Source organism: Micromonospora sp. ALFpr18c (genome assembly GCF_008868155.1).
Taxonomy (GTDB): domain Bacteria; phylum Actinomycetota; class Actinomycetes; order Mycobacteriales; family Micromonosporaceae; genus Micromonospora.
In genome coordinates this window covers 1-26858 of record NZ_WBKR01000076.1, presented here as the reverse complement: position 1 = coordinate 26858, position 26858 = coordinate 1, and the positions used below count along the sequence as shown (strand labels likewise).

Annotated in this window: 22 protein-coding genes and 1 pseudogene; 13 read left to right on the top strand and 10 right to left on the bottom strand. The window is 71.1% G+C overall.

What is annotated here, in order from left to right; genetic code table 11:
- The 8 genes from F8271_RS15695 to F8271_RS15660 all read left to right on the top strand — a co-directional run.
- Window positions 1-928 (top strand): aminoglycoside phosphotransferase family protein (locus F8271_RS15695; RefSeq protein ID WP_370461915.1); only part of this gene is annotated, 928 nt, incomplete at its 5' end.
- Between the two features lie 24 nt (window positions 929-952).
- Window positions 953-1387 (top strand): hypothetical protein, encoded by a 435-nt coding sequence (locus tag F8271_RS15690; RefSeq protein WP_151490512.1) that lies wholly within the window; start codon window positions 953-955, stop codon window positions 1385-1387.
- A gap of 256 nt (window positions 1388-1643) precedes the next feature.
- A complete protein-coding gene (locus F8271_RS15685; RefSeq protein WP_151490511.1) occupies window positions 1644-2699 on the top strand; it encodes a GNAT family N-acetyltransferase in 1056 nt (351 codons plus the stop codon).
- Window positions 2700-2739: 40 nt separating this feature from the next.
- The gene (locus F8271_RS15680) at window positions 2740-3405 is read left to right on the top strand and encodes a sugar transferase (protein ID WP_225854562.1); all 666 of its coding nucleotides are present in this window, start codon (window positions 2740-2742) and stop codon (window positions 3403-3405) included.
- Window positions 3390-4178: a GNAT family N-acetyltransferase gene (locus F8271_RS15675; protein WP_151490510.1), complete on the top strand. Its 789-nt coding sequence runs from the start codon at window positions 3390-3392 to the stop codon at window positions 4176-4178. Before F8271_RS15680 ends, F8271_RS15675 begins: the two co-directional genes overlap by 16 nt.
- Before the next feature lie 152 nt (window positions 4179-4330).
- Window positions 4331-5470, top strand: coding sequence for a DegT/DnrJ/EryC1/StrS family aminotransferase (locus F8271_RS15670; protein WP_357948038.1), 1140 nt, complete (start codon window positions 4331-4333; stop codon window positions 5468-5470).
- Between the two features lie 44 nt (window positions 5471-5514).
- Window positions 5515-6882: a glycosyltransferase family 4 protein gene (locus F8271_RS15665; RefSeq protein WP_151490509.1), complete on the top strand. Its 1368-nt coding sequence runs from the start codon at window positions 5515-5517 to the stop codon at window positions 6880-6882.
- A gap of 16 nt (window positions 6883-6898) precedes the next feature.
- A complete protein-coding gene (locus F8271_RS15660) occupies window positions 6899-8302 on the top strand; it encodes a hypothetical protein (RefSeq protein ID WP_151490508.1) in 1404 nt (467 codons plus the stop codon).
- A gap of 37 nt (window positions 8303-8339) precedes the next feature.
- Here the strand turns inward: F8271_RS15660 and wecB are convergent, their stop codons facing one another.
- The 5 genes from wecB to F8271_RS32405 all read right to left on the bottom strand — a co-directional run bounded on the left by wecB (window position 8340) and on the right by F8271_RS32405 (window position 13610).
- The gene (wecB, locus tag F8271_RS15655) at window positions 8340-9464 is read right to left on the bottom strand and encodes a non-hydrolyzing UDP-N-acetylglucosamine 2-epimerase (protein WP_151490507.1); all 1125 of its coding nucleotides are present in this window, start codon (window positions 9462-9464) and stop codon (window positions 8340-8342) included.
- Window positions 9465-9477: 13 nt separating this feature from the next.
- The gene (locus tag F8271_RS15650) at window positions 9478-10602 is read right to left on the bottom strand and encodes an NAD-dependent epimerase/dehydratase family protein (protein ID WP_151490506.1); all 1125 of its coding nucleotides are present in this window, start codon (window positions 10600-10602) and stop codon (window positions 9478-9480) included.
- Window positions 10596-11651: a polysaccharide biosynthesis protein gene (locus F8271_RS15645; RefSeq protein WP_192580305.1), complete on the bottom strand. Its 1056-nt coding sequence runs from the start codon at window positions 11649-11651 to the stop codon at window positions 10596-10598. Before F8271_RS15645 ends, F8271_RS15650 begins: the two co-directional genes overlap by 7 nt.
- A gap of 169 nt (window positions 11652-11820) precedes the next feature.
- The gene (locus F8271_RS15640; protein ID WP_151490504.1) at window positions 11821-13080 is read right to left on the bottom strand and encodes a glycosyltransferase; all 1260 of its coding nucleotides are present in this window, start codon (window positions 13078-13080) and stop codon (window positions 11821-11823) included.
- A 323-nt stretch (window positions 13081-13403) separates the two neighbouring features.
- The gene (locus tag F8271_RS32405; protein WP_192580304.1) at window positions 13404-13610 is read right to left on the bottom strand and encodes a hypothetical protein; all 207 of its coding nucleotides are present in this window, start codon (window positions 13608-13610) and stop codon (window positions 13404-13406) included.
- Window positions 13611-13629: 19 nt separating this feature from the next.
- Between F8271_RS32405 and F8271_RS15635 the strand changes: the two genes are divergently transcribed.
- On the top strand, window positions 13630-14733 hold the full coding sequence (locus F8271_RS15635) for an O-antigen ligase (protein ID WP_192580303.1): 1104 nt from the start codon (window positions 13630-13632) through the stop codon (window positions 14731-14733).
- A 69-nt stretch (window positions 14734-14802) separates the two neighbouring features.
- Here the strand turns inward: F8271_RS15635 and F8271_RS15630 are convergent, their stop codons facing one another.
- From F8271_RS15630 to F8271_RS15620, 3 genes are all read right to left on the bottom strand, one after another.
- On the bottom strand, window positions 14803-15738 hold the full coding sequence (locus tag F8271_RS15630; RefSeq protein ID WP_225854563.1) for an NAD-dependent epimerase/dehydratase family protein: 936 nt from the start codon (window positions 15736-15738) through the stop codon (window positions 14803-14805).
- 166 nt (window positions 15739-15904) lie between these two features.
- On the bottom strand, window positions 15905-16996 hold the full coding sequence (locus F8271_RS15625) for a glycosyltransferase family 4 protein (RefSeq protein ID WP_151490501.1): 1092 nt from the start codon (window positions 16994-16996) through the stop codon (window positions 15905-15907).
- Between the two features lie 109 nt (window positions 16997-17105).
- Window positions 17106-18608, bottom strand: a complete 1503-nt coding sequence (locus F8271_RS15620; protein WP_151490500.1) for a lipopolysaccharide biosynthesis protein — start codon at window positions 18606-18608, stop codon at window positions 17106-17108.
- Between the two features lie 322 nt (window positions 18609-18930).
- Here F8271_RS15620 and F8271_RS33200 point away from each other — a divergent pair.
- Window positions 18931-20067: pseudogene (locus tag F8271_RS33200) on the top strand (glycosyltransferase); the annotation flags it as partial.
- Window positions 20068-20087: 20 nt separating this feature from the next.
- Here the strand turns inward: F8271_RS33200 and F8271_RS33995 are convergent.
- On the bottom strand, window positions 20088-20786 hold the full coding sequence (locus tag F8271_RS33995; RefSeq protein ID WP_151490498.1) for a DapH/DapD/GlmU-related protein: 699 nt from the start codon (window positions 20784-20786) through the stop codon (window positions 20088-20090).
- Window positions 20786-21340 (bottom strand): DapH/DapD/GlmU-related protein, encoded by a 555-nt coding sequence (locus F8271_RS15605; RefSeq protein ID WP_225854561.1) that lies wholly within the window; start codon window positions 21338-21340, stop codon window positions 20786-20788. The genes F8271_RS33995 and F8271_RS15605 overlap by 1 nt, the downstream gene beginning before the upstream one ends.
- A 260-nt stretch (window positions 21341-21600) precedes the next feature.
- On the opposite strand from F8271_RS15605, the gene F8271_RS15600 reads away from it, so the two are divergent.
- From F8271_RS15600 to F8271_RS15590, 3 genes are all read left to right on the top strand, one after another.
- Window positions 21601-22701, top strand: coding sequence for a RimK family alpha-L-glutamate ligase (locus F8271_RS15600; RefSeq protein ID WP_151490496.1), 1101 nt, complete (start codon window positions 21601-21603; stop codon window positions 22699-22701).
- Window positions 22702-22759: 58 nt separating this feature from the next.
- Window positions 22760-25867, top strand: coding sequence for a M14 family metallopeptidase (locus F8271_RS15595; RefSeq protein ID WP_151490495.1), 3108 nt, complete (start codon window positions 22760-22762; stop codon window positions 25865-25867).
- Window positions 25868-25966: 99 nt separating this feature from the next.
- A partial coding sequence (locus F8271_RS15590) for an NAD(+)/NADH kinase (protein ID WP_370461916.1) occupies window positions 25967-26858 on the top strand: 892 nt, incomplete at its 3' end.

Here is a 26858-nt window from a genome sequence, read left to right as displayed (position 1 = left end):
GCTCGCCTGCGGTGGGGATCTGGGCGATGATCCCGCGGTGAGGATGCATGTCGACCAGGTGGATGTGAGCGCGGACGTGGTCGCCGCGCTGGTGGCCGAGCAGTTCCCCCGCTGGCGGGGCCTGCCGGTTCGCCCGCTCCCCTCGGCCGGCACGGTGAACGCCCTGTTCCGGCTCGGCACGGAGGTCGTGCTGCGGTTTCCGCTGCGGCCCTACGCCGATGCCGAGCTACGCGACGAGCTGGTGCGGGAGCAGGAGCACGCCGTGCTGCTCGCCGCGCAACTGCCGGTCACGGTGCCCGAACCGCTCGGCCTCGGTGCGCCGGGCGAGGGGTACCCGGGGCCGTGGACGGCGTACCGCTTCATCCCTGGCGAGACGGCGCAGCTCGACCGGATCGCCGACCTCGACGTCTTCGCCCGCGACCTGGCCGGGGTCGTGACGGCCCTGCGGGGCATCGAGACCGGCGGGCGGTCCTGGCCGGGGTCCGGTCGGGGCGGGCCACTGGCCGCCGAGGATGCCGACGTGCGGACGGCCCTCGCCGCGAGCGGCGAGTTGACCGACACCGCTCGGCTCGCCGAAGTGTGGGACCGGTGCCGGACGACTCCCCGGCACGACGGCGATGACGCGTGGATCCACGCCGACCTGATGCCGGGCAACCTGCTGGTCCGCGACGGTCGGCTGGCCGCGGTCATCGACCTGGGCGCGGTCACCGTGGGTGACCCGGCGGTGGACCTGATGCCGGCGTGGAACCTGTTCGACGCCGCGGCGCGGGAGACGTACCGACGGGCGTTGGGCGTGGACGACGCGACGTGGGAGCGGGGCCGCGGCTGGGCCCTGGAGCAGGCGATCAACGCGTTGCCGTACTACGTCGAGACCAATCCGGTGATGGCCGGCCTCGCCCGGCACACGCTGCGGGCGGTCCTCGACTGAGTCGGGTCGCGTACCGTCGGCGTCGTGGGTGAGCACGACGGCCGGGAGTGGCGGGATCAGCAGCGGCGCGCGGTGCGGGCACACGCCGACGCGGACGCGCGGCGGCGGGCCGCCGAGCAGGCGGAGGCGGCGGAGCTGGTGGCCTGGTTCGTCGCCGAGGCGACGCGACGCGGGCTGCGGACCACCCGGCTGGTCGCCCGGGGTTACGACGGACGCTCCCGCTACCGCACCCGGCTCACCGGTTGGTACGTGGACAGGGCGCACAGCCGCGCGATCGACGTCCGGGCCGGCTTCCATCTGCTGACCGTGCCGACGAGTCTGCGCGCACGCCTGTTCGGCGCGGACCCGCAGCCCGATCCGGCTCCGCTCGTCATCGGTCGGGGCGGTCGCGACGGGGAATCGGTGCCGTTGCGTGCCCTGCTCACCCGTCGCCTCGAAGCCGGCGACAACTGGGACTGAGCGACCGCGTTCCGGGTCGGCGGGCGCTGCCCGACAGCCGCTGATCTGCGGCTTCACCGTTCGTCCAGTTCTCAAGCGGACAAACGGCCCAAAAGCGACTTAGATTCTCGACAGAGGCGAATCCGGTGTGATTCTGCCTCGTTAAGCCTGCCGGAGACAGACGGAGGCGACACCGACGACGAGGGCTGCGGATGGCGGTGGGTGGACAGGGACGTCGTTCACGTTCGGCGACCATCGGGCGACTCTCGGGGGAGCAATGAGCAGTCAACCAAGGATCTGGGGTCTGACCGACGCGCACTCGCCGCCCGATGACCGCTGCCCTGATGTCTATTTCACCAAGGGCTACGGATCAGCGGCCGCCGAGGCAGAGGGTGGCGCGTGGCGCATGACGCACTGCGGCGACGACGTACTGGTTCCCTTCCTTCAGCGGCGCATCGACGAGCGGTGGTCCGACGGGATCAGCCCGTATGGCTACGCCGGCATCCACGTCGGTCCGTCGCGCACCCGGCACGACGTGGAACGGCTCTGGCCGCAGATGGTCGACTGCTGGCGCGAGGCGGGCCTCATCTCACTGTTCTTTCGATTCTCGCCGCTCGACAGCCGCTCGACGGAATTCGCCAGGGACCTACCCGGCCTGAATTTCACCTGGCGGGGGGAAAATGTCGTCGTATCGGTTGGTCAAGGCCCCGACGCCGTCTGGAAACAATTGGCAGGGCGGGCTCGAACCGCTATTCGAAAGGCCGAGCGAAGCGGCTTGACCGCTGAGGTCCGCCACGTCGACCCCGCCGATCTCGGTCGGTCCAGCAGCTTTCGCCGACTGTATGAGCAGACAATGGCGAGAATCGGCAGCAGCGCCAGATATTTCTTCCCCGATTCCTACTACCGGGCACTACTCGACGGCCTCGGCAAGAATCTGCTGGTCGCCGAGGTCCGGGACGACGTCGGGGCGGCAGTCGCATCGGCGTTGGTGATGCGACACAGCGAACTGGCGCATTACCACCTCGCCGGCTCCACACTCGAGGGTGGGCGGCTCGGCGCCAACAATCTCCTGGTCTGGTCGATCCTCCGCTGGTCCGCCGACAACGGCTGCCGGCGGGTACACCTCGGCGGCGGCATCAGCTCCCGGGACGACGACAAACTGCTGATGTTCAAGCGCTCGTTCGGGGGCGAACGGGCACCCTTCTGGACGGCCTCCCTGGTGATCAACGACGACGCGTACGAGCTGCTGGTGAAGGCGGCGGCGACGCGGATCGGACGGCCCACGTCGACACTGCACGCATCCGGCTGGTTCCCGGCCTATCGCTTCGCCTGAACCGCGGAAGGCGTGCCCTTTGCTCTGCTATAACACCTACATGAGCACCAACCACGGCTACGGTGAAGGCGTTTCGATGGATATGCAACGTCGGGTGAAGCGGTTGCTGGACATAGTGCTCGCGCTGCTGATTCTTATTCTCACCCTGCCAGTCCTGGCGGTTGCCGCGCTGCTGGTCCGCATTCAACTGGGTGCGCCGGTTCTGTTCACCCAGGAACGCACCGGCCAATGGCAACTACCGATCAGAATATTCAAGATCCGGACCATGTCCGACGAACGTGACGCTGCCGGCGCTCTCCTGCCGGACGGGCTGCGGTGCGGCCCGGTCGGTCGTACGCTACGTCGCCTGAGCATCGACGAGCTGCCCCAGTTGATCAATGTCCTCCGGGGTGACCTCAGCCTGGTTGGCCCACGGCCGCTGCTCCCCCGCTACGACGCCTGGTACGACGATCGGGAACGGCGACGCTTCGACATGCGCCCCGGAATCACGGGGCTCGCCCAGGTCAACGGACGTAACAGCGTCGTCTGGGACCGGCGCCTGGCACTCGATGTACGGTACGTCGAACAGTGGAACCTCTGGCTGGACCTGCGGATACTCGCCGCGACGGTCTCCATGGTCCTCACCGGCAGGGGCGTGGTGGTCGACCCCAGTGCGGAGATGCTCGATCTGGACAAGGAACGGGAATTGAAGTGCGTCTCGACCTGACCGCCGGCGAGGTCGACACGCTCGACGACGCCGACGATCCGACCCTCGTCGAGGCGACGGACCTGCTGGCGTCGTCCGTGCCGCAGGCCTGCCGCGGGCTTGTCGCGTACCACGCCGGCGGCTACTGGTCGTACCTGGCCGCGGCGCTGACGCCACCGATGCACGCTCGCACGGTCGTCCTGCGCGCGGTGCGCGGTCCACACGGACTGCGGGCCGTGGCCGACTGGCGGCTGCTGCCCGGGCAGTTGCTCCTCAACGGGATCGCGGTGCGCGATGACGAGCGCGGGCGGGGCCTGGGCAGCCGCCTGCTCCGCGACGGACACGACCTCGCCGTACGGCTGGGCTGCCGGGCGCTGCTGCTCGACGTGTCCCGCGACAATCCGGCCGCCCACCGGCTGTACCTGCGCCACGGTTTCACGGACCTGACCCGCTCCAGCTGGCGCGAGGTCCTCGGCGCGGAAGCGTCGACGCCGGCCTCGATCCGACTGGTGAACTGGCCGGCCTTCGCGGCGCACCACACCGCGTACGGCTTCGGCGACCTCACCGTCCGCACCGTCATCGGCGATGACGTCGACCTGAGGGTGGTCGGCACGGCCGTCCGCGTCCCGGCCGCACCCGACGCCGCCGCTCTCGCCGCCGCCGCCAGCCGGCTGGTCGAGATCGACCGCTGCTTCTCCGCCACGACCGGCACCGATGAACGACCGGCCGCCGCCGGCACGGAGCTGGCCCGGTTCGTCCGGATGCGGTGCACGCTCGCGGCAACGCCGGGCTGACCCGCCCGGAGCCGCCGACACGGTGGACGACGCGCCGAGGATCGGCTCAATGCCGACATGACCGCCCTTTATTGGCGAAAATGACCGAAACTCTCGCAGGGGCGGATCGTTGAGTGCTGCGTAGGCGACCGACCGGCTGCGAGGAGTTCTTCATGCCCATGCGCGCGCCCATCTACCTCTCCCTGCCCGACGTGGGACCGGCCGAGGAGGTCGCTGTCGTACGCGCGCTGCGCAGCGGTGGAGCGATGCCGTTCGGTCCGGAGGTGGACGCCTTCGAGCAGGAGGTCGCCCAGCGGGTCGGAGTGCCGTACGCCCTGGCACTCAACTCCGGCACGGCCGCCCTGCACCTCGGCCTGCTCTCCTGCGGCGTGGGTCCGGGGCAGATCGTGCTGGTACCCACCGTGACGTTCGTGGCGACCGCCAACGCCGTGCTCTACACCGGCGCCACCCCGGTCTTCGTCGACTGCGACCCGGCCACCGGCAATGTGGACGTGGGCCTGCTGAGTGAGGTCGTCGCCGACCTGCGCAGGGCCGGACGGCCGATCGGCGCGGTGATGCCGGTCGACATGTTCGGCGCCTGCGTCGACTACGACCCGCTGCTGGACCTCTGCCGGGAGGCGGAGCTGCGCGTCGTCGAGGACTCGGCGGAGGCGCTGGGCTCGACGTACCGGGGCCGCTGCGCCGGCTCCTTCGGCGACGCCGGGGTGCTCTCGTTCAGCCACAACAAGATGATCACCACCTCGGGCGGCGGAATGCTGCTCTCCCACGACGAGCAGGTGATCACCCGGGCTCGGCACCGCGCCAACCAGGCCCGTATCCCGGCCCAGCACCACGAGCACGACGAGATGGGCTTCAACTACCGGCTGAGCAACCTCCTGGCCGCGTTCGGCCGGGCCCAGCTGAGCCGGCTGGACGAGATGACCGCCCGCCGGCGCCGGGTCCGGGACCACTACTCGAAACTGTTCGCGCCGGTCGCCGGCGTCGAGGTGCTGGCCGAGAGTGACCCGGGCACCAACTGCTGGCTCACCGTCATCACCGTGGACCCGAAGCTCAGCGGCTGGCAGGCCGCGGAGCTGGCCGGTCATCTCGCGCAGGCCGACATCGAGACCCGGCCGGCCTGGAAGCCGCTGCACCGGCAGCCCATGTTCGCCGGCGCGGAGGCGTACCTCACCGGTGCCGCGGATCGACTCTTCGCGCAGGGACTGACCCTGCCCAGCGGATCGTCACTCGACGAGGAGCAGATCAACCGGATCAGTGACGAGATCCACGGCTTCCTGCGCCACCACTCGTGAGCGCGACCTGACATCGGACGCACGCGCAGACAGGAAGGCCCGTGATGAGCGACCTCGACCACGGCGATCAGGTGCCGGCAGGTGCGGCGTCCGGCGCCGCTCGCCGACCCGAGGGCGCGGCCTTCGGGGTGAACGGCGACCGGCCCGACCGGGTCACACTGGTGAGCCAGTGGTTCCCTCCGGAACCCGCGGCCCTCGCCCAACGCCTCACCACGACGCTGCGTCACCAGGGCTTCGTCGCCGACGTGCTCACCGGCGTACCGAACTACCCGAGAGGCGTCGTGTACGAGGGCTACTCGGCGCGGCGCCGCAGCGTCGAGGTGCAGGACGGGGCGCGTGTCCTGCGCACGCCGCTCTACCCGAGCCACGACCGGTCGGCGATCGGCCGGGCGGTGAACTACACGAGTTGGGCGGCATCCTCCTCGCTGCTCGGCGCCAGCGCACTGCGCGACACGGACGTCGCTCTGGTCTACTCCTCCCCGGTCACCGCGACCGCCGCGGCCATGATGGCGAAACTGCGGTGGCGGACGCCGTACGTGACGATGGTGATCGACCTGTGGCCGGACAACGTGTTCGCGACCGGCTTCCTCACCGAGGGACCGACCCGGCGGATCGCGGAGGCGGTGCTGGGCCGCTTCACCGACCGGACCTACCGGTGGGCCGACCACGTGACGGTTCCCACGCCGGGACTACGGGACATCGTCATCGACCGGGGCGTGCCCGCCGAGAAGGTCTCGCTGGTCTACATCTGGGCCGACGAGAAGATCATGCAGCCGACCGAGCCGGAACCCGGCCTGCGACGCCGGCTGGGTCTGACCGACGACGACTTCCTGCTCATGTACGGCGGCAACCTCGGCGCGGCCCAGCGACTCGACGTCGTGGTGGACGCCATGGCACGACTGCGGGACACACCGGACGTTCACCTTGTCCTGGTGGGCGACGGCGTCGAGAAGGACCGGCTGATCGCCCAGGTGACCCGCGACCGGCTGGGCAACGTCCACTTCCTCGACTCGGTCCCCCCGGAACGCATGCCCGCCCGGATGGCCGTCGCCGACCTCAACCTCATCTCCCTGGCGGACGAGCCGCTGTTCCGGATCACCCTGCCCAGCAAGACGCAGTCCATCCTCGCCTGCGGTCAGCCCATGCTCGCCTGCGCACCCGGTGACGTGGCCCGCATCGCGCGTGACGCCGAAGCAGGCTTCGCGGCCCCGCCGGGTGACGCCGAGGCACTGGCCGCGGTCATCCGATCGGCCAGGGACACGCCACGGGACCGGCTTCGGGACATGGGACGGGCGGGACGCCAGTACTACCTGACCCACATGAGTGAGGCGAGCAACGCGCCGGTCCTCGCCGACCTGCTCGCCACGGCGGCGCGGCGGGGCCGGATCGCGCGTGCGAGGAGAAGGCCGTGATGGGCCGGGACGAGGGATGACTGGTGCCCGCCAGGCACCGCCCTCGCCCGGCTGGCCGCAGTGGTCCCCGCCGTTCGACGACGCGCCGGCACCGAGGCGCCGTCGCCGGCGACAGCCACGCCAGATCACGTCGTCGACCCGGCACTCGCTGGTGGCCTCCTGCACGAACCTGCTGAACGGGCTGCTGAACGCCGCACTGCTCGCGGTGAGCGCACGGCACGGCCAGACCGACGAGATCGCGGCGTACGTCGCTGTCACGGCGGCCCTGTCCCTGGTGGCGATCGTCGTGGCCGGCGGCTCCCCCCTGCTCTACATCAGCGGCGATGCCGAACAACGCCGGGCAGTGCGCAGCCAGTGGGTGTTCGTGACACTGCCGTGCATGGTGCTCGGCACCGTAGCCATCGGAACCCTCTACAGCCGCTCCGGCTACGAGTGGGCGGCGATGCTGGCGATCGCGGTGGTGACCATCGGCAACCACCACGCCAACTTCCAACTCGCGGATCTGGCGCGCGACCTGCGGTTCGTCAGCACGGCGGTGGCCGTCTGCGGGTGCAAGGTCCCGGCTCTGGTGCTGGTCGCCCTGGGCGGGCAACTGAGCAGCGCGTTGCTGATCGCGGCGGTCATCCAGCTCCTGGCCGCCGAGGCGTTCCTCGGTGGACGATCCTGGCTCCGCCCCCGCTTCCTGACCGAGTTGTCGCCACGGCGCGCGCTCTCCGCGTTCGGCATGAACCGGCACCTGTTCACCTACAGCCTCGCCGAGTACTGGGGCGGCCGGATGACGACGGTCCTGCTGTCGCTGCTGGTCTCACCGCAGGTGATGGGGGCGTTCGGCGCGGTGCTCAGCGTGTACCAGGCCCAGACCAGCGTGCTGACCGCCGCGCTGCGGGTGTCGCTGGTCGGGCGCGTCCGGCGCCGGCAGGGCCTCGGCACCGTGAACGACGGCCGGCAGGGCGAGGTGGTCGCCATCGCCGGCGCGGTGTTCATGACGGTGGTGAGCATCGTCGCGGCCCCGTGGATCGTCGGCGATCTGCTCCGGCTCCCCCCGCCCGGGCCGGCGCTGTGGCTGGTCCTCCTGGCTGTCGCACTTCCCTTCATGACCGTTGTCCGGGCGGTCACGCTGAATCAGATCGGCGACGCGAGCTACCGGCAGGCGACCCGGATCATGGTGGTGAACGCCGCCCTGATCACCCCGGTGGCTCTCGCGGCGGTGCCCCTGGCGGGTGCGACCGGTGCGGCCGCTGCCACCCTCGCGGCCGAGGTGCTCACCGGTGCGGTCCTCGGCCTGGCCCTGCTGCGCCGGCACGGCCAGCTGTCCGCCTACGTCCTCGGGCCGGTCGACGGACCGCTGCTCGGCGCGCTGCCGTACGTCGGAGAACGCCCAGCGGGCACAACCCGCGACGGCCGGGTTCGGTCGCGGTGACCGAACCCGGCACGGTGTGCGCGGCGCAACCGGCGGATCAGCGCCGGATGCCGGCCCAGTCGTGGTGCCGGCGCACGGTCGACAGGATGAAGTCGACCACCCGGCGTGACGTGTCGGGGACCTGGTAGTCGGTCGGGCAGGGCACACCGTCGGCGGCGACCTGGTCGACCACCACCCGGATCGCCTCCAGCACGCCCTCCGGGTCCAGCCCGGTCATCACGATGCCGCCGGCGTCCAGCGCCTCGGGGCGTTCGATCGACTCCCGCAGTGTCACGGCCGGGAAACCGAGGATCGCCGACTCCTCGCTGATGGTGCCGCTGTCGGAGAGGGTGCACCGCGCCTGACTCTGCAACCGTACGTAGTCGAGCAGCCCGAACGGCTCGTGGAAGGCGATGCCGTCGAGTGCGAGCGCGTCGTCGGCCAACGCTTCCAGCCGCTTGCGGGTACGGGGGTGCGTCGACACCAGCACCGGCAGTCCCCAGGTGTCCCGGACGGCCCGCAGGCAGTCGAGCAACCGGCGCAGCCGGTCCGGTCGGTCGACGGTCTCCTCCCGGTGGGCGCTCACCACGAAGTAGTCGCCGGCGGTGAGCCCGAGCTGGTCGAGGATCGTCGACCGCTCGACCCCGTCCCGATAGTGCTCCAGCACCTCGCGCATCGGGGAGCCGGTGTGCAGGATCCGACGCGGGTGCAGACCCTCGGCCAGCAGATTGCGGCGGGCGTGCTCGGTGTAGACCAGGTTGAAGTCGGCGACGTGGTCGACCATCCGCCGGTTGGTCTCCTCCGGCACGTTGAGGTCGAAGCAGCGGTTGCCGGCCTCCATGTGGTAGACGGGCACCCGCATGCGGCGGGCCATCAGCGCGGCGATGCAGCTGTTGGTGTCGCCGAGCACCAGCAGTGCGTCCGGCCGCACCTCCTCGATCGCCTGCTCCATCCCGATCAGCACCCCGCCGAGCACCCGGCCGAGGGAGGACGTGTCCACCCGCAGGAACCGGTCCGGTTGGCGCAGCCGCAGCTCGGTGAAGAAGATGTCCGACAGGGACCGGTCCCAGTTCTGCCCGGTGTGGACGAGGACGTGGTCGACGGTCCGGTCGAGTCGGTCCAGCACCCGAGCCAGTCGGATGATCTCCGGCCGCGTGCCGACAACCGTCATTACCCTGGTCATGTCAGGTCCTCCGTCACGCCAGCACCGCTGGGACAGGCTCCGCCGCCTCCACCCGCTCCGGGTAGGTGTCGGGGCGGTCCGGGTCGAACAGTTCGTTGACCCAGAAGAGAGTGAAGAGTTCGTCGGTCCCGGTGTTCACGATCTTGTGCGCCCACATGGTCGGCATGTCCACCACCACGGGTTCGTCACCGCTGACCTGGAAGCGCACCACGGTGTCCTCGCTGACCCGACGCAGGCTGATCTCGGCGCTGCCGCGCAGCACCACGAACCGCTCCACCTTCGCCAGGTGGAAGTGCTCGCCCCGGCTGATGCCGGGTCGGGTGGTGGAGCAGAACGTCTGCCCGGCAGCACCGTGCGCCCGTACCGCCTCCACCAGCTCGCCGCGCGAGTCGGCGTGCCGGGGCAGCGGGAGCGGGTAGTGCTCCGGGAAGCACTGCGACCGGTAGGCGTTGAACAGCCGCACGTCGTGCCGGTCGACCAGGCGTGGGATCTCGCCGTTGCGGTAGATGCCGGCGAAGCCGGTCAACCGGTCGGCGAGTTCGCGTACGCCGATCCGCAGCATCGGCATCGACGGATCCCACGAGCCGTCCGCCGGGACTCCGAGCAGCCGGGCCGCGGCGTCGGTGACGTGCACCAACTCCATCTGCCGGTTCTCGTGCACCTGCGGGGTACGCCCCTCGGCGAGCAGCCGGCAGAACGTGGCCACCACCGAGTTGTAGTGCGGCAGTCCGTGCTCGCCGTACAGGTTCGGCAGCAGGACGTCGATCAGGTCGGGCCGGGCCGCCGCGAGGGTCGCCGCGGCGACAGCCTTCGCATCGCCGTACGGCGTGCCGTTGCCGGCCTGCACAGAGTTGGCGAAGACGACCGCACCCGGCGGTGTGGCGCATCGGCGCAGCCCACGGGCCAACGCGGCGGCGAGGTCGACGTTTGTGGTGGCCACCTCGACCGGGTCACCCCGGTTGACCCCGGCCAGGTGCAACACCCGGTCGACGCCGTCCAGCCGGGCCGCGAGCGCCGCCTCGTCGTACAGGTCCCCGCGCGTGATCACCACCGGTTCGGGCCAGCCGAGCGCCCGGGCCAGGACGCGCACGTGCCAGCCGAGGAAGCCGCCGGCGCCGGTGACCGCGATCCTCAGCACGACAGCACCGGGTCGCGCAGGGCCAGCTCGGCCCGAATCTCGGGCAGCGTCTGCAGCAGCTGCCTGATCTGCGGTACGTCCAGCCGCCGCGCGTTGGCGGAGTTGAACTCCTGCGCCGGCGTCTCGCCCAGCTCCCCCTCGGAGACGTAGAGCGCGTAGTTGAGGTCCCGGGCGTCCACCGGCACCCGGTAGAACTCGCCGAAGTCTTCGGCCTGCGCCAGTTCCTCGCGGCTGGCGAGGGTCTCGTGGTGCTTCTCGCCGTGCCGTACGCCGATGCACTCGATCTTCGACGGCGCGTCGAAGAGCTCGCACACCGCCTCGGCGAGGTCCCCGACGGTGCTCGCCGCGGCCTTGCGGATGAAGATGTCCCCGGGCCGGGCGTGCTGGAACGCGTGCTCGACCAGGTTGACGGAATCGGCCAGGGACATGAGGAAACGGGTCATCGTCGGGTCGGTCACCGTCGGGGCGCGGCCGGCCTTGATCTGTTCCACGAAGAGCGGGATCACCGAGCCGCGGGAGTACATCACATTGCCGTACCGGACGCAGGAGACGACGGTACGGCTGCGCGGGTTGTTGCGGGCGTACGCCTGCGCCACCTTCTCCATCAACGCCTTGCTCATCCCCATCGCGTTGATCGGGTGCACGGCCTTGTCGGTGCTGAGCACCACCACCGAGCCGACGCCGTTGCGCTCCGCCGCCTCGATGACGTTGCTGCTGCCCAGGATGTTGGTGCGCACCGCCTCCAGCGGGAAGAACTCGCAGGACGGCACCTGCTTGAGGGCGGCGGCGTGGAAGACGTAGTCGACGTCGCGGGTGGCTCGACCGACCGAGTCGGCGTCGCGGGTGTCGCCGACGAGGTAGCGCACCCGGTCGTCGCCGAGCTGCCGGCGCATGGCGTCCTGCTTGGCCTCGTCGCGGCTCAACACCCGGACCTCGCCGACGTCGCCGTCGAGCAGGCGGCGGGTCATCGTCTGACCGAAGGATCCGGTACCGCCGGTGATCAAGACCCGGCAACCGGCAGGTACTGCGCTCACAAGGACTCCGTTCATCAATGATCAAGGAAGGGTCCGGCAGCGGGGCCGGACGCACACGCTCGGCTCAACGAGCAATCGACCTATGGGTCGTGGCAAACATATGCATTTCGGGCAGAAGTCGAGGGGCGGCCGACTGGTCGCCCAGCTGGAGTCGGGCCCGAACCGGTGCCCGACCGCCCGACCGTCAGTGGTCGGCGGTGACGGGCCGCCGCGTCGTCACCGCCTGGTCGGCGGACCCGTCGGTGAGCCCACCCAGGAAGTCCCGCATCCGTTGGCCCTGCACCGCGCGGCTGCGGGTCCGGACGACGAAGTCCCGTCCCGCCGCCCCGAGAGCCGCGGCCTCGCCCGCCGGCATGTCGAGCACCCGCTCGATCGCCGCGCGCAGCCCCGCGACCGTGTCCGTCGGGGGGTAGACGAGGTACGGACGGTAGTCGTCCGGGATGCCCGGCAGATCCGTCGACACCACCGGCACGCCCATCGCCAGGTATTCGATGATCTTCGACGGGAACGAGTAGGGGACGAAGTACTGGTCGACGGGGCGAGGATTGGCCAGCACCGCCGCGCCGGCCAGGCGATGGCCGAGCCGGGACCGGTCGAGCAGTTCCGGTGCGGCGATCCGCGGGTCGGCCGACGCCTGGTCGCGCAGCCACGGTTCGAGGTCACCGCGACCGAAGACGGACAGGCGCAGGTCGGGGTCGGGCAGCCCGCGGAACGCCTCCACCAGACGGTCCACACCGTACGCGCGGCTCAGCCCACCGGCGTAGATGATCTCCCGGGTCCGGCTGCGGGCCTGCGGTCGCCCGCCGACCGACGGTGGCGTGCAGATGCCCTCGATGATGAGGCGGGGACGCCCCGGCGCGAAGTCCTCGGCGAGCGGGAGCGTCAGGGCGATCACGCCCGAGCAACGCGTGAGGGCGGCCCGGACCAGCGCCACGTCGAGCCCACGCAGCAGTCGCACCGCACGTCCCTCGCCCGGCCTGCCCACTCCCGGAGGGTCGGTCAGGATCGGCACCACCGACATGCGGCGCAGGCGGGCCAGCGCCAATCCACACCAGAGGAACGGCGTGTGCACGCCGTGCACCAGGAGGACGTCGATCGGATCCCGTCTGGTCGATCGGACGCCGTGCCACCAGGCGGAGAGGAACCGGCTGAGGTGCTTGATACCCAGGACGTTCAGGAAGCCCAGTTGCTGGCCGTCGACCCCGTCGTGGTGGAAGCGGCTGGCGCGGAACCGGATCCGACGGTTGCGCGGGTAGTTCGACACCGGCGCGGCGGAGAGCAGGCGTACGGGGCAACCGGCGTCGCGCAGGCCGTTGACCACGGCCCAGGCGAAGGTGTGCGTCTGGGTGGCATCCGTGGCGTCGCCGGCCATCACCCCCCGCAGCACGTCGTCGGGCAGGGTGAAGCCCAGCAGCGCGACCCGCGGGATCCGATCGTCGGGCATGGGTGTCACTTCCCCGGGGCCGGACGCCGAGCGCTCAGCACCGGCGCGCGACCGGCGATGTACACCTGCATGTCGACCCCCATAGTGGCGCGTTCCGCATGACCGTTCCGCAGCAATAACCCCCGGTGGCGGGCGATGGTTATGCAGGCGGGGCCGTCAGACCAATCAGGAATGTGCCGCCTTTTCCATTTTCGATGGGATGTACGGCCTTATGGTGGTTTGACTGCGGCCCTCAGGAAGGCGACGAATGGTGGACAGGACGACGACCGAGGCGACGCTCAGGGCTGCTCCGGGACGGCTGAGGTGACCCCGGTCCTGCACGATCAGACCGGTCCTCGGACCGCCGCGGCGACCTCGACCGGCGCCCGGGCCACGACCGGCCGAGCCGCGGCGTACCGCACCGGCGGGACGGCGTCCGTTCCCGGAAGCCGACGGTCCCCCTCGGCACGGTCCTCGTCGGCGCGGCACGTTCCCGGGCTCCTGCTCGTCTGCGCCATCGCCTTCAGCTCCCAGTGGGCCCCCAGCACCACGAATCGCTACGGTGCGGCGGTGGCCCTGGTGGCTGTCCTGGTGAGTTGCCGGGCGCCGCGACTACTCCCCCCCGACCTGCTGGCCGCCGGCACGGCGGTGTGGGCCAGCGTCGCGCTGTTCTGGGCGGCGGACTTCGACACCGCGCTCCCGATGGCCTATCTGTACGGGGCGGCCTGTGCGATGTTCATCGCCGTCCGCCACGTCGTGCGCAGCCGAGCGGCGCTCTTCGCCGTCGGCTACGCGTTCCTGGCCGGCTGCGTCGGCACCGCCGTCGAGCTGATCACCAACCCGATACCCAACTCGGTACAGGCTCGCGACTCCGTGATGGACTTCTCGATCCGGTACGGCGTCGACGGAGTCAACTACAACTACACGGCGTACAGTCTCGCGGCCGGCGTCGTCCTCGCCGCCGTCCTGATGCTGCTGGGGCCCTCGACGAAGGTCGAGTGGCTCGGCATCGTCGCGGCGGCGGGCCTCCTGTTCTGGGGCGTGCTCCTCACCGGGACGAGGGGTGCGCTCATCTCGGTGCTGGTCGGTGCCGCCTACCTGCTGCTGAGCACGGTGGCCGCGCGGCTGGCCCGGACGGTGGCCGTCGTCACGGTGCCCATCGTCCTCATCGCGGTGCCGCTCGGTCTCTACCGGGTGCTCTCCTCCGAGATGCTCTGGCTCGACGGCGCCTTCGCCGGCCGGGCCACCGGTGACCTGTCCGGGAGGCTGTACATCTGGCCGTACGCGGTGTCGTCCTGGGCCGAGTCCCCCATCCTCGGCATCGGCCCCGGCATGTTGACCGCCACCGGCAGCCTGGCGGTGGGCGCCCACAATCTCCTGTTGAGCGTCGGCAACGACCTGGGGCTGGTCGGCGTCGTCCTCTACGGCGGGATACTCACGTTCGCGGTGATCGTGCCCTTCCGGCATCCCTCGCCGGCCTTCGGCCGCGCGGCGGGCGTCTTCCTGGTCAGCCAGACGCCGATCTGGCTGACCGGCCACTGGGAGGCGTCACCGGTGTGTTTCGTGGCCCTCGCGCTCGTGTCCGTCGCACCGGTGGCGCTACGGACGGCGGCGTCCGGCGCCGGCCGGAAGGCGGCGCCACGGCACGCCGCACCACCGGTCAGAGCCTGGTGACGTGACCCTGCGGACCGGCGAGATCGGGCCTCCGCCGACCCGGGTCGGCGGCTGCGCTGAGCGGCTGACCTACTGGCCGGCGAGCACGTGACCGGACATCCAGGACACGGTCTGCTCGAGGCCGGTGCGCAGCGGCACCGGCCGGGCCGCGGGGAACAGCTCCCGCAGCCGGGTGCAGTCGGCCTGTGAGTCCCGCACGTCGCCGGCGCGTGGTGGCTCGTGCACCACCGCCAACGAGCGACCCAGGATGTCCTCCAGCTCGGCGATCAGGTCGAGCAGCGTGATGCGCGCACCGAAGGCCAGGTTGACCACGTCGGTCGTCGACACTCGGCGCACGATGGCGTCGACGATCACCGAGGTGACGCTGCCGACGAAGGTGAAGTCGCGGCTCTGCCGGCCGTCGCCGTGCACCCGCAGCGGCTCACCGGCGAGCGCGGCGCTGATGAACCGGGGCAGCACCGCGGCGTACGCGTGGTGCACCGCCTGCCACGGGCCGAAGACGTTGAAGAACCGGAACGGCAGCACGGCCAGGTCGTAGCAGGCGGCGTAGGCGACCGCGTACGCCTCGGCGGCGAGCTTGGAGACCGCGTACGGGGAGACCGGAATGGGCCGCAACCCCTCCTGCCGGGGCAACACCGGGTTGGCGCCGTAGACCGACGAGGACGACGAGAGGATCACCTGCCCGACGTCGTGTCTGCGGGCCGCCTCCAGCACCATCAGCGTCCCGGTGGCGTTCGCGTGGTGGCTGGGCAGCGGCTGGTCGATGGAGCGCGGCACCGAGCCGAGGGCGCCCAGGTGCACCACGCTGGCCGCGCCGGCGAACGCCGCGTCCAACAGATCCGGGTCGAGCACGGTGCCCTGGTGCAGCCGGGCCGGCTGGCCGTGCAGGTTGTCCAGCAGGCCGGTGGAGAGGTCGTCGACGACCACGATCTCGCTCACCTGTGGGGCCGCGTCCAGCGCCCGCACCAGGTTGGCGCCGATGAAGCCGGCACCCCCGGTCACCACTACCTTCAACGCGTCTCTCCGCTCAGTTCGGCCGCCGAGACGGGCGGGCGGCGCGTTGCCTGCCCGCCGGCACGGTGGCAGCGACCGCGTGGCGGCCACCAGTGATGCAACGAGCGCTGTTCCCTCAGGTCACGCCCGACGGATGTCCCGCCGCACGACGCCGGCCTCACTCCGTGAGGATCCGCCGGTAGACCCGGTCGAGGGCGCCGAGCATGACGTCGAGGCTGTAGCCCTCAGCCACCACCTTGCGGCCCAGCTCACCCACGTGGCCGCGCTCGACGGGGGCGTCGAGCAGCAGCGACAGCGCCCCGGCCAGGGCGTCCGGATCACCCGGCGGCACCAGTCTGCCGCCACCCGAGCGCAGGACCTCGACGTTGCCGCCCACCGCCGACGCGACGACCGGCAGGCCGTGCGCCATCGCCTCCAGCAGCGCGTTGGAGAGGTTCTCGTGCAGGGTGGGGAAGACGAAGAGGTCCGCCGCGGCGAGCAGGTCCGGCACGTCGAGCCGGTTGCCGAGCAGCCGCACGTCGACCCCGCCGATGCCGGTCAGGGCGGCCGCGATCGGATCCCGGTCGGGTCCGTCACCGGCGACCAGCAGCACCCGGCGGGTGGTGGACGGCGGCAGGCGGCGCAGCGCGTCGGCGAGGACACCGTAGCCCTTCTCCCAGGTCAGCCGGGACACCGCGATCATGGCCACGTCGTCGGGGCCCAGCCCCAGGTCGGCGCGGACCCGATCCCGGGACGCGCGCGGGTGCGCCGGCAGCGGTACCCCGTTGGGGATCACCCCGACGAACTTCGTACCCAGGTGGCGGAGGAAGCCCCGGCCGGCCGCGTACTCGCAGACGGTGCCGACGTGGCTGGCCATTCGCAGCGTCGCGGGCTCGGCACCGTGCACCAGCAGCCGGTGCCGCCAAGGCCGGCCGGGCTGACGCAGGTCACGTACCGTGCCGTGCACGGTCACCAGGATCCGTGGGCAGCCGGCGAGTCGGGCGGCGAGCACCCCGTGCAGGCCCTCGTTCTGCAGCCCCCGGACGTGCACCAGCGCTGGTCGGACCCGGCGGAGCAGGCGCACCCACTCCCGCAGCAGCGGCACGTTCAGGCTTCCGTTGCCCGCGCTCTGGTGCATCCGGACGAACTCGTACCGGTCGGCCAAAGACGAGGTGAGCACCCGCTGCACGGCGGTCAGCGGGCCGTTGGCACCGGGGGTGCCGGCCGAGTGCTGTACCACCACCGGCCGGTTCACGGCGCGACGCTGCATGACCCCTCATTCCGGCTGCGGCTCGACGGCGATCCACCCTCGACGCGCCGACCGCACCACGTACGGTAACGGCGGCATGAGCCCCGAAGTGACGCCACGGTGTGGCCGGTCACCTCGCACTGCCCACGGCCGCCACGACCCGCCCCTCGGACGCGGGCGGCGCGCTCGGCGTCTCGCCGACCAGCACGCGGCGATAGCCGATGACGGCGGCCGGGAGCACCGTGAGCGCGTAGGTCGCCGCCGAGGCGAGCGCCACCCCGGGCAGACCCACCCGCTGGGCCAGCACGATCTTGAGAGGTACGGCCACCGCCAGGCAGGCGGCCCAGCCGACGAACTGGGGTCGGAGCAGACCGATGCTGTTCTGCACCATGAACAGGGGAGCCACGACGGCCAGCAGCAGTGACCAGGCGGCGAGTCCGACGAGGAGGGTTCGCGGCACCGACGGGAAGTCGGCGGTGCGCACCCAGACGCGGATCACGTCGTTGCCGAAGACCACGAGGGCACCGCCGGGCAGCGCCACCACAGTGGCGGACAGGGCCACCATGCGGACGGTGGTGCGCCGCACCCAGGCCAGGTCACCGCGTGCCAGCGCCTCCCCGTTGGCCGCCCAGAGCGGCATGTTCACCAGCGTGACGAAGAGCGTCAGCAGGGCGAACATCCGCACCACCACCGCGTACGTCGCCGCCGCGGGCAGCCCGAGCACCCGGCTGATCAGGACGTTGTCGAGGTTGAGCACCACCGAGGTGAGCAGGGAGAGGAGGAAGAACCGGGTGCCCAGCCGGAGCAGCCCGCGGGCCACCGGCGCCCGCACCAGGCCCGGTCGGGGCCGCAGCTCCCGGGCCTGCCAGCCGAAGTAGCAGACGGAGTTGGCCAGGCTCACCAACGGCACGGCGAGCACCGCGGCGGCGATGACCAGCACCGGGTCGGCCTCGCTGGTGACCGCCGCGTAGACCAGGGCGACCGAGACGAGACTGCCGCCGGCCTGCCAGAGGTTGCTCTGCGTCACCTGCTGCTGGGCGTACTGGACCCGCTGGATCAGGGCGAAGGGAATGTTGACCAGGAAGGCGCCGAAGCAGAGCAGCACCACCGGGCGGGCGTCACCGGCGACCGCCGGGTCCGCCGCGCTCAGCAGCGTCGGCCAGGGCACCCACCGCAGGGTGCCGACGAGGACGACGAGCAGGAGTACGGACAGCGCGCCCAGGATGGCGTAGGCGCTGGAGATCTCGCGCGCCGCCGCCCGCCGCTCGCCGGTGCCGTGCAGCCTCGCCAGCCGGGTCAGCAGACCGTTGCCGAGCCCGAAGTCGGCGAAGAGCGCCATGCTCGTGAGCGAGGTGACCGCCATCCAGAGGCCGTAGCGCTCCGCGCCGAGACTGCGGAATGCCAGCGGGGTGATCAGCAGCGGCGCGGCCAGCCCCACCATCTTGCCGGCCAGGGAGGACACGATGCCGCGGGCGAGAATTTGGCCCCGCGACTTTCCGGCGTCGGACGGAACGACCGACCGCGTCCCGTGCTGCCCGACGGCGTGCCCCTCGGGTACGCCTGCGCGCGCCCGGTGCCGCCCGACGACCGACCCACCCCTGGCGCCACCAGCAGCCCGGTGACGAGCGACCATCAAACCCGCCGCGTCGGGGCCGTGCGGACCGCCACCGGCCCGGCGGTCACGGGGCGGCGCCGGTCGGCGGGGGTGCGAGCCGCTCCGCTGATCGGTCGTCGCATGCCGTGCCGCCTCCACGCCCCAGTCGACAGGTCATCCGTACAACGACGGTGACTCAGCGCAGTGACGACGGGTGTCCGCGGCTGGGATCGCCCGCTTCTTTCCCGCCCGACACGGCGCACTGTCCACCGCATGTCGCGTCCATCGACACCTAGACTAAGGGTGCATAACACTCCATAAGGTGTATTCGAGGGAGCAGACCGTGGGCGAGCCCACCACCATGAGCGAGCTCAGGCACTTCACGACGGCACAGGTGCTGGCCCTGGCCGCGTACCGGTTTCCGCACGGGGACGCAATGTCCAACCGTCTGCTGCAACTGGCCCGGTCGGCCACTCCGCCCGGCGGCGTGACCCTGGTGGTCAACGACTGGCCCGACGACGGGTCGCGCCCGCCCGCTGTCCCGGACCTGCCACCGGACGTCCGACTGATCACGTTGCCCCGCCGGCGCACCGCGGGCGGGGTGCTCGGCCGCTGGCTGCACCGGCGCCTCCGTCCACTGCGGCTGCTCGCCGCGCTGCGCCGCGCGGGCATCCGCCCGGACGAGCTGGCCGGTGTGTACCTGCCGCTGGGCCTGTGGAACCTGGCCACCTGGGCGGTGCTGCGCTCGACGGTGCGCTGCCCGGTGACCGTGGACGTGCTCGAACGGCACGACCGGGCGCAGTTTCCCCGGGGCTGGCTCACGCCGTACTTCGTCCGGCACCGGTGGGCGTTCTTCCTGGCCGGCCGGCTCGCCGATCGGGTCATCGCGATCTCCGAGGCGCTGGAGCGGCAGTTCGTCAGCCGGGGCCGGCCGACACTGGTGGTGCCGCCACAGGTGGATTGCACCGACTACGACGACCCCGCGCCACCCTCTCTCGACGACGGGCTGCGCCTGCTGTACGCCGGCTCGGCCGGCGTGAAGGACCAGCTGGCCGTGGTGCTGGAGGGCATCCGCGGCCTCGCGCCCGACGACCGCGCGCGGGTGCACCTGGTGATCGCCGGGATCAGCCGGGAGCAGGCCGGCAGCCTTTCCGACCTGGATGAGACCGGCCCCGACGACCTCGACGACCAGGTGACCTTCCTCGGTCGGGTGCCCCGCGACCGGGTGCTCGCCGAACTGCGTCGGGCGCACTTCTCGGTGCTGGTCCGCCCGCCGGCCGGCTACGCGCAGGCAGGCTTCCCGTCCAAGGTGCCGGAGAGCCTGGCCGCCGGCTGCCCGGTGCTGCTGAACCACACCAGTGATCTCCGGCGCTACATCGTGGACGGCCGGGAGGGAATCGTGCTTGACGGTTCCGGTGCGGAGCAGGTCCGGCGCGGGCTGGAGCGGGCGCTGCTGCTCGACGATCCGGGCTGGTGGGCGATGAGTCGCGCGGCCCGCGAGCGGGCGCACTGCTTCGACTACCGGTCCTGGACTCCGGTGGTCAGTGACTTCGTCACCGGCGCCGGGCGCGGCTCGGGCACCGGCAGCTCAGCCAGGCCGGCCAGCTCGGCGGGGGTCAGTCGGCGCTCCGGCGGGTAGAGCTGCCGCTCATGGTCCTGGATGGTCGCCAGCGGCCACCGCAGTCTGATCACCCGGGCCGGGTTGCCGGCGGCCACCGCGTACGGTGGCACCGACCGGGTGACGACCGCGCCGGCGCCGATCACCGCGCCCCGGCCGATGGTGACGCCGTGCAGGATCACCGCCCTGGTGCCCACCCAGACGTCGTCTCCGATGACCACGCCCCGGTCGTGGGTCTCGTCGCCGGGCTCCTTGCCGACCGCGATCATCGGTACGCCGACCTGGTCGATGCGGTGGTTGCCGCCACGGATGGTCACCTCGGGGCCGAACATGACGTTGTCGCCGATCCGGATGCGCGACCGGGCCGCGATCAGGACCGGCCGGTGACCGAGGTCCACGTTGCGCCCGACCTCGATGGTCTCGCAGGTGTAGACACCGTCGGGGTCGAAGGTGAAGTGGTCCCCCCGGGCGGCGAACCGGCCGGCGAGGGCCAGGCCCCGGATGGCCCGGCGGGCACGGGTGCCGGTGGACAGGAGACGGTTCAACGCCACGATCGCGGGGCCGAGGACGGCACTCGGGCTGCCGGTCGACACCCGCATCAGCGGCCCGCTCGTCCGGCGCCGACCTGCTCGGGCACCCCGTAGATCTGGCGGATCACCGCGGCCTTCTCGGCGGCCGGCAGGTGCCCGCACCCCAGCGACCGGGCTCGCATCCGGTCGAGATAGTCGTCGACGCTGCGGACGACCCGAGCTGGCACGCCGGCCGCGACGCTGTTGTCCGGGATGTCCCGGGTCACCACCGAGCCGGCGCCGATGATGCACCGGTTGCCGATGGTGACCCCGGGCAGGATGATCGTCCGCACGCCGAGGTAGACGTCGTCCCCGATGCTGATCGGCGCGGTCCACTCCAGATCGGGCACCTCCTTGCGGAGGATCAGCGTGCCGCCGTCGTGGGTGATGAACTGGACCCCGGCGGTGACGTAGACGTTGTCGCCGAGGGTGACGAGCCACGGCTCGGAGCCGAACATCGCCCGGTCGATGCCGTAGAACCGGACCCGGCCCCGCAGGTCGACACCGAGGGAGCGGGCGAACCCCTCCGGATCCCGGGCGGCGGCCCTGCGGTCCCGCAGGGCCTTTGCCGTGCCTCGCACCATGCTCAGCAACGCTGTCCCCGTTCTCGCGGTGGGTGGGATGGATCGCGCGGTCCGAAGTGTAATTCCCCCTTATCCCCCGCATCGCCGTAATCGCCAAATAGGCCGACGAGATGGAGCAACAGGAACAATGCGAGCAGCTTGCATATTAGATTTATGCCGGTTTGGGTCATTTAGTGCATGTTCTACTGGCCGACGTCCGGCTCACCCGAACGCCCGCACCGCAACGCCGGAGTGGAGCCTCTGCCAGCAGAGAGATCGACATGACCAGAATCCTGATCCTGACCGACTACCGGGGCACGTTCTACTCCACGGCCCGCACCCGGCACCGCCTGTGCACGATGGACGTCGACCGGATCACCGCGCACTTCCGCCGCGCCGGCCTCGAACCGGAGGTCGTCCGGTTCGCCGACCTGGACCTGAACGAGGACCTGCGCGGGGTGCCGGTGCTCTACACCTCGTCGGAGGATCACGGCCTGCACTACAAGAGCTGGATCGAGGATCTGGTGCTGGCACTGGAAATCGCCGGCGCCCAGGTCATCCCGGGCTACCGCTACCTGCGCGCCCACCACAACAAGGTGATGATGGAGGCGCTGCGCGCCCAACTCTTCCCCGACGACACCCGGCTTCTGCGTACCCGCACCTTCGGCACCTACGAGGAGCTCGCCGCCACGGAGCTGGACGGGCCCTGGCCCAAGGTGCTCAAGTCGGCCTACGGCGCCGGTTCACAGTCCGTGGCCCGGGCCCGAAACCGGAAGGAACTGCTCCACACCGCCCGCACACTCAGCGACAGCCACGACGGAACCGAGGCCGTCCGCGAGCACGGCCGACGGCTGCTGCGCCGATACCACCACGCCCGTTCGCTGCACCGGCAGAAGTTCCTGGTGCAGGAGATGGTCCCGGGCCTGGCCGGCGACTACAAGGTGCTGCGGATGGGCGAGCGCTACTACCTGCTCTACCGCCGCAACCGTCCCGGCGACTTCCGGGCCAGTGGCAGCGGCGACCTGGACTACCTAGACATGGCGGGAGCCGACCGCGAGGCGCTGCTCGACTACGCCGAGCAGGTCTCCGACACCCTCGGCACCCCCCTCACGTCGTTGGACATCGCCTTCGACGGCGACCGGTTCCACCTGATCGAGTTCCAGTGCCTGCACTTCGGCACGGTCACCGCGGAGAAGTCGACCGGCTACCACATCCGATTGGACGGAACCTGGCAGCACGTCGAGGAGCGGTGCGACATTGAGGGTGCGTTCTGCGAGGCGATTGTGGGCCACCTGGGAACGCACCGGCCGGGACCGCCCGGGCGGTCACCCGTGACACCGGCACCGACATGGTCAGCCACCTCACTCCCATCAACCTATTGACATTGATCACACCGCACCGAAGGCTCGCGCCTACAGGTCCTTCACACAAGGAGGCGCGATGAGACCGAGACGACTGGCGATCGCCAGCGTGGTCACCCTGGTCGGCGCACTGGCGCTGACCCCACCGGCGAGCGCGCGGCCACCGTCCGATCCGGGTGCCCGCGACGGCTTGGAGGTGTACGTCGGCGCGGTGGACGCGAAGCAGCGCGAGGAGCTGCGCGCGGCGGGGGTGGACCTCGGGCACGACGCGAAGACGGACGCGGCAGGTCGTACCACCGTCGAGACGGTGCTCAGTCGTCGGCAGGCGAAGCGGCTGACCGACCGGGGCGTCCCCCTGTCGGTGAAGAAGGTTCGGGGCAAGGACGCCTCGCAGGCGCTGCGGGAGCAGTCGGCGGCCGGCTGGACGGCGTTCCGCTCGTACAGCGAGCCCGGTGGTATCCGCGACGAGATCACCGCGACCGCGGCGCGCTTCCCCCGGCTGACGAAGGTCGAGACCATCGGCCGGAGCCAACAGGGCAAGCCGATCCTCGCCCTCAAGGTCACCAAGAACGCCCGGACGGTGCCGGACGGCCGACGACCCGCCGTGCTCTACGCTGGCGCGCAACACGCCCGCGAGTGGATCACACCGGAGATGAACCGCCGGCTGATGCACCACGTGTTGGACAGCTACGGCAGCGACCGGGAGATTACCCGCCTGCTGGATACCACCGAGCTGTGGTTCCTGCCGGTGGCCAACCCGGACGGCTACGACCACACCTTCACCCCCGGCAACCGGCTGTGGCGGAAGAACCTGCGCGACAACAACGGCGACGGGCAGATCACCTCGGTGGACGGCGTCGACCTCAACCGCAACTTCGCCTACAAGTGGGGGTACGACAACGAGGGCTCGTCACCTGACCCGAACAGTGACACCTACCGCGGCCCCAGCCCCAACTCCGAGCCGGAGACGGTGGCACTGGACCGACTCTTCAAGCGGGTCGGGTTCGAGTTCTTCGTCAACTACCACTCGGCGGCCGAGCTGCTGCTCTACGGCATCGGCTGGCAGGTGAGCACCCCCAGCCCGGACGACGAGATCTACAAGGCGATGGTCGGGGACGACGCGCACCCGGCGGTGCCCGGCTACGACCCGGACATCTCCGCCGAGCTGTACACCACCAACGGCGACACCGACAGCCACGCCACCGTCAAGTACGGCACGTTGGGCTTCACCCCGGAGATGTCCACCTGCGAGGCCGCCTCGGCCGTCGACCCCGACGACGAGTGGCGCCCGGAGGACTGCGTCAGCGGTTTCATCTTCCCCGACGACGAGACGCTCATCGCCGGCGAGGTGGGCAAGAATCTGCCGTTCGCGCTGGCCGTGGCCACGTCGGCGGCGGACCCGGACGAGCCGGTGTCGGTGGTCGGACGCAGCACCCCGGACTTCGTGGTGGACACGTTCGACACGTCGTACGGGCGCACCCAGCAGGTCGCCTCGATCACCCGGCGGGCGCTGAAGAACGTGCGGATGCACTACACGGTCAACGGTGGGCGACCGAAGACGACCACGGTCCGCGAGTGGCGCGGCGGTGAGCGCTACGGCGACACCCACGACGACTACTACGCCGAGTTGCGCGGCACCGTCACCGGCACGAAGCCCGGTGACCGGGTGGAGGTCTGGTTCACCGGGGTCAAACAGCGCTCCGGGGTGGTGGCGAGCGAACACTTCACCTACCGGGTGCACGGCGACATCGGCGGTGACGTGCTGGTCCTCGCTATGGAGGACGTCACCGGTCTCAGCCCCGCGCAGACCGGCAGCACCGCGAAGTACGCCGACGAGGTGGCCGCGTCGCTGAGCGCCGCCGGGCGCAGCAGCGACGTGTACGACTTCGACACGATGGGACGCACCGCACCGCACCCGCTCGGCGTGCTGTCGCACTACAAGGCGGTGGTGTGGGAGACCGGCGACGACGTGATCCTGCGCTCCCCCGGCCAGGTCGCCGGCACCACGGCGAGGGCCGCGCTGGAGACCGAACTGGCCGTCCGGGACTACCTCAACGAGGGCGGCAAGCTGCTCGTCAGCGGCCAGTACGCGCTGTTCGCCCAGGGCGCCAACGGGTCCTACGTGTACCACCCGGACGCGCCGCCGGAATGCACCGACGCCGAGGACGACGCCTGCCTGCCCCTGCTCAACGACTTCCAGCAGTACTGGTTGGGCGCCTTCACCTACGTCAGCGACGGCGGCACCGCGCCGGAGGGAGAGCCGTACGCGGTCGCCGGGAACGGCGCCGCGTTCACCGGCTTCACCGGTCAGCTCAACGCGCCCGGGTCGGCCGGAAACCAGGCCCACACGGCGTCGTTCCTCACCACGTCGGGCTTCCTGCCGCCGGACCAGTTCCCGCAGTTCGCCAGCTCCGCGCCGGCGGACTGGGTCCGACCGGGCGGCGCCCCGTTCGACCCGCGCACCGGCGAGTGGTACCTCTACAGCGGCCAGACCGACGAGTCGTACAAGCGGCTCACCCGGACCGTGGACCTCACCGGGGCGAGCAGCGGTGAGCTGCGCTTCTTCACCTCCTACGACACCGAGCAGAACTGGGACTTCCTCTTCGTCGAGGCGCACGAGGTGGGCAGCGACGACTGGACGACCCTGCCGGACGTGAACGGCAAGACCAGCACGGTGACCGGGGACAGCTGCCCCGAGGGCTGGGTGGAGCAGTTGCACCCGTTCCTCGCGCACTACCAGGGCGCGGACTGCACGCCGACCGGGAGCACCGGCACCTGGAACGCGGCGACCGGCACGTCGGGCGGCTGGAAGGAGTTCGTGGCCGATCTGTCCGGCTACGCCGGCAAGCAGGTCGAGGTGTCGATCTCGTACGCCTCGGACTGGAACACGCAGGGTCTCGGTGTCTTCCTGGACGACGCCCGCGTCCTGGTCGACGGGTCGACCGTCGCGGAGACCTCGTTCGAGTCGGCGGACCTGGGTGGCTGGACGGTGGCCGGTCCGCCGCCCGGCTCCGGGGGCAACGCCAACGACTGGTCGCGCAGCCAGCAGGCGTTCGAGGAGGGTTCGGTGGTCGTCACCGCCGACACCGTGTACCTGGGCTTCGGGCTGGAGGGCCTGCCTCCGGCGGCCCGCGACGACCTGGTCGCCCGCTCGCTGACCCACCTCACGGGTCGACCGCGGCACTGACGCGGGGAGGTGCGCCGGCGGTCCGCGGACCGTCGGCGCACCTTCGAGGTACGCCGGGCGCGCCCGACGCCGATGTGGTGAGCTGTACGGGTGTCGGGGCTGGGACTTGTGCTGCACCCCACCCGGGATGTCACCGAGGTGGTCGGGATCATCGAACGGTGGGCGACGCGCCACCGAAAGACGCTGATGGTACGCGCGGAGGACAAGCACCGCGTGCCGGCCAGCGTCGAGCCCGTGCCGGAGGGCGAGCTGGCCGCCCGGGTCGACGCGTTGATCAGCATCGGCGGCGACGGCACCATGCTGGGCGCGCTGCGCTCGGCGATCCTCGACCCGAAGCCGGTGCTCGGTGTGCACCTGGGTCGGCTCGGTTTCCTCGTGGAGGTCGAGCCGCCGGAGCTGCCCGAGGCGCTGAGCCGGTTGCTGTCGAAGGACTTCACCGTCGAGTCGCACGCCTGCCTGGCCTGCGACGTGTGCGGTGACGACGTTGTGGCGTTCAACGACATCGCCCTGGTCCGCCAGCCCGGCTCCGGCTTCGTCACCGCCACCCTGGCCGTCGACGGCCAGCAGTACGGCTACTACCGCGCCGACGCCGTGGTGGTCAGCACGCCGATCGGCTCCACCGCGTACAGCTATGCCGCCGGTGGCCCGCTGATCTCCCCGGCGGCGGACGCGGTGGTGGTGACGCCGTCGGCGCCGATGGCCGGCATCTCCCGGTCGGTGGTGCTGTCCCCGGAGGAGAAGATCCGGCTGGAGTTGGAGGCCAACTCGTCGGCGGTCGTGGTGGAGATGGACGGCCTGGTGTTCCGCGACGCGGCGACCGAGGGGGCCGTCGAGATCAGCTACCGCCGCAACGCCGGCCTGGTGGTCCGCTTCGACCCGTTGCGCTACCAGGAGCGCAACCAGCTGAAGATGGGCCTGCTGGACCTGCCGTTCCTCCCGGAGCAGCTGCGCGAACTACTCCCCCACGAGCTCCGCAAAGCCCAAGAAGAAC

Bases quoted from the DNA above. Each gene is read 5' to 3' on its own strand.
- F8271_RS15685 (WP_151490511.1), top strand. From the start codon at position 1,644: ATGAGCAGTCAACCAAGGATCTGGGGTCTGACCGACGCGCACTCGCCG.
- F8271_RS15680 (WP_225854562.1), top strand. From the start codon at position 2,740: ATGAGCACCAACCACGGCTACGGTGAAGGCGTTTCGATGGATATGCAA.
- F8271_RS15670 (WP_357948038.1), top strand. From the start codon at position 4,331: ATGCCCATGCGCGCGCCCATCTACCTCTCCCTGCCCGACGTGGGACCG.
- F8271_RS15665 (WP_151490509.1), top strand. From the start codon at position 5,515: ATGAGCGACCTCGACCACGGCGATCAGGTGCCGGCAGGTGCGGCGTCC.
- F8271_RS15660 (WP_151490508.1), top strand. From the start codon at position 6,899: ATGACTGGTGCCCGCCAGGCACCGCCCTCGCCCGGCTGGCCGCAGTGG.
- wecB (WP_151490507.1), bottom strand. From the start codon at position 9,464: ATGACCAGGGTAATGACGGTTGTCGGCACGCGGCCGGAGATCATCCGA.
- F8271_RS15645 (WP_192580305.1), bottom strand. From the start codon at position 11,651: ATGAACGGAGTCCTTGTGAGCGCAGTACCTGCCGGTTGCCGGGTCTTG.
- F8271_RS15640 (WP_151490504.1), bottom strand. From the start codon at position 13,080: ATGCCCGACGATCGGATCCCGCGGGTCGCGCTGCTGGGCTTCACCCTG.
- F8271_RS15625 (WP_151490501.1), bottom strand. From the start codon at position 16,996: ATGCAGCGTCGCGCCGTGAACCGGCCGGTGGTGGTACAGCACTCGGCC.
- F8271_RS15620 (WP_151490500.1), bottom strand. From the start codon at position 18,608: ATGGTCGCTCGTCACCGGGCTGCTGGTGGCGCCAGGGGTGGGTCGGTC.
- F8271_RS33995 (WP_151490498.1), bottom strand. From the start codon at position 20,786: ATGCGGGTGTCGACCGGCAGCCCGAGTGCCGTCCTCGGCCCCGCGATC.
- F8271_RS15605 (WP_225854561.1), bottom strand. From the start codon at position 21,340: ATGGTGCGAGGCACGGCAAAGGCCCTGCGGGACCGCAGGGCCGCCGCC.
- F8271_RS15600 (WP_151490496.1), top strand. From the start codon at position 21,601: ATGACCAGAATCCTGATCCTGACCGACTACCGGGGCACGTTCTACTCC.
- F8271_RS15595 (WP_151490495.1), top strand. From the start codon at position 22,760: ATGAGACCGAGACGACTGGCGATCGCCAGCGTGGTCACCCTGGTCGGC.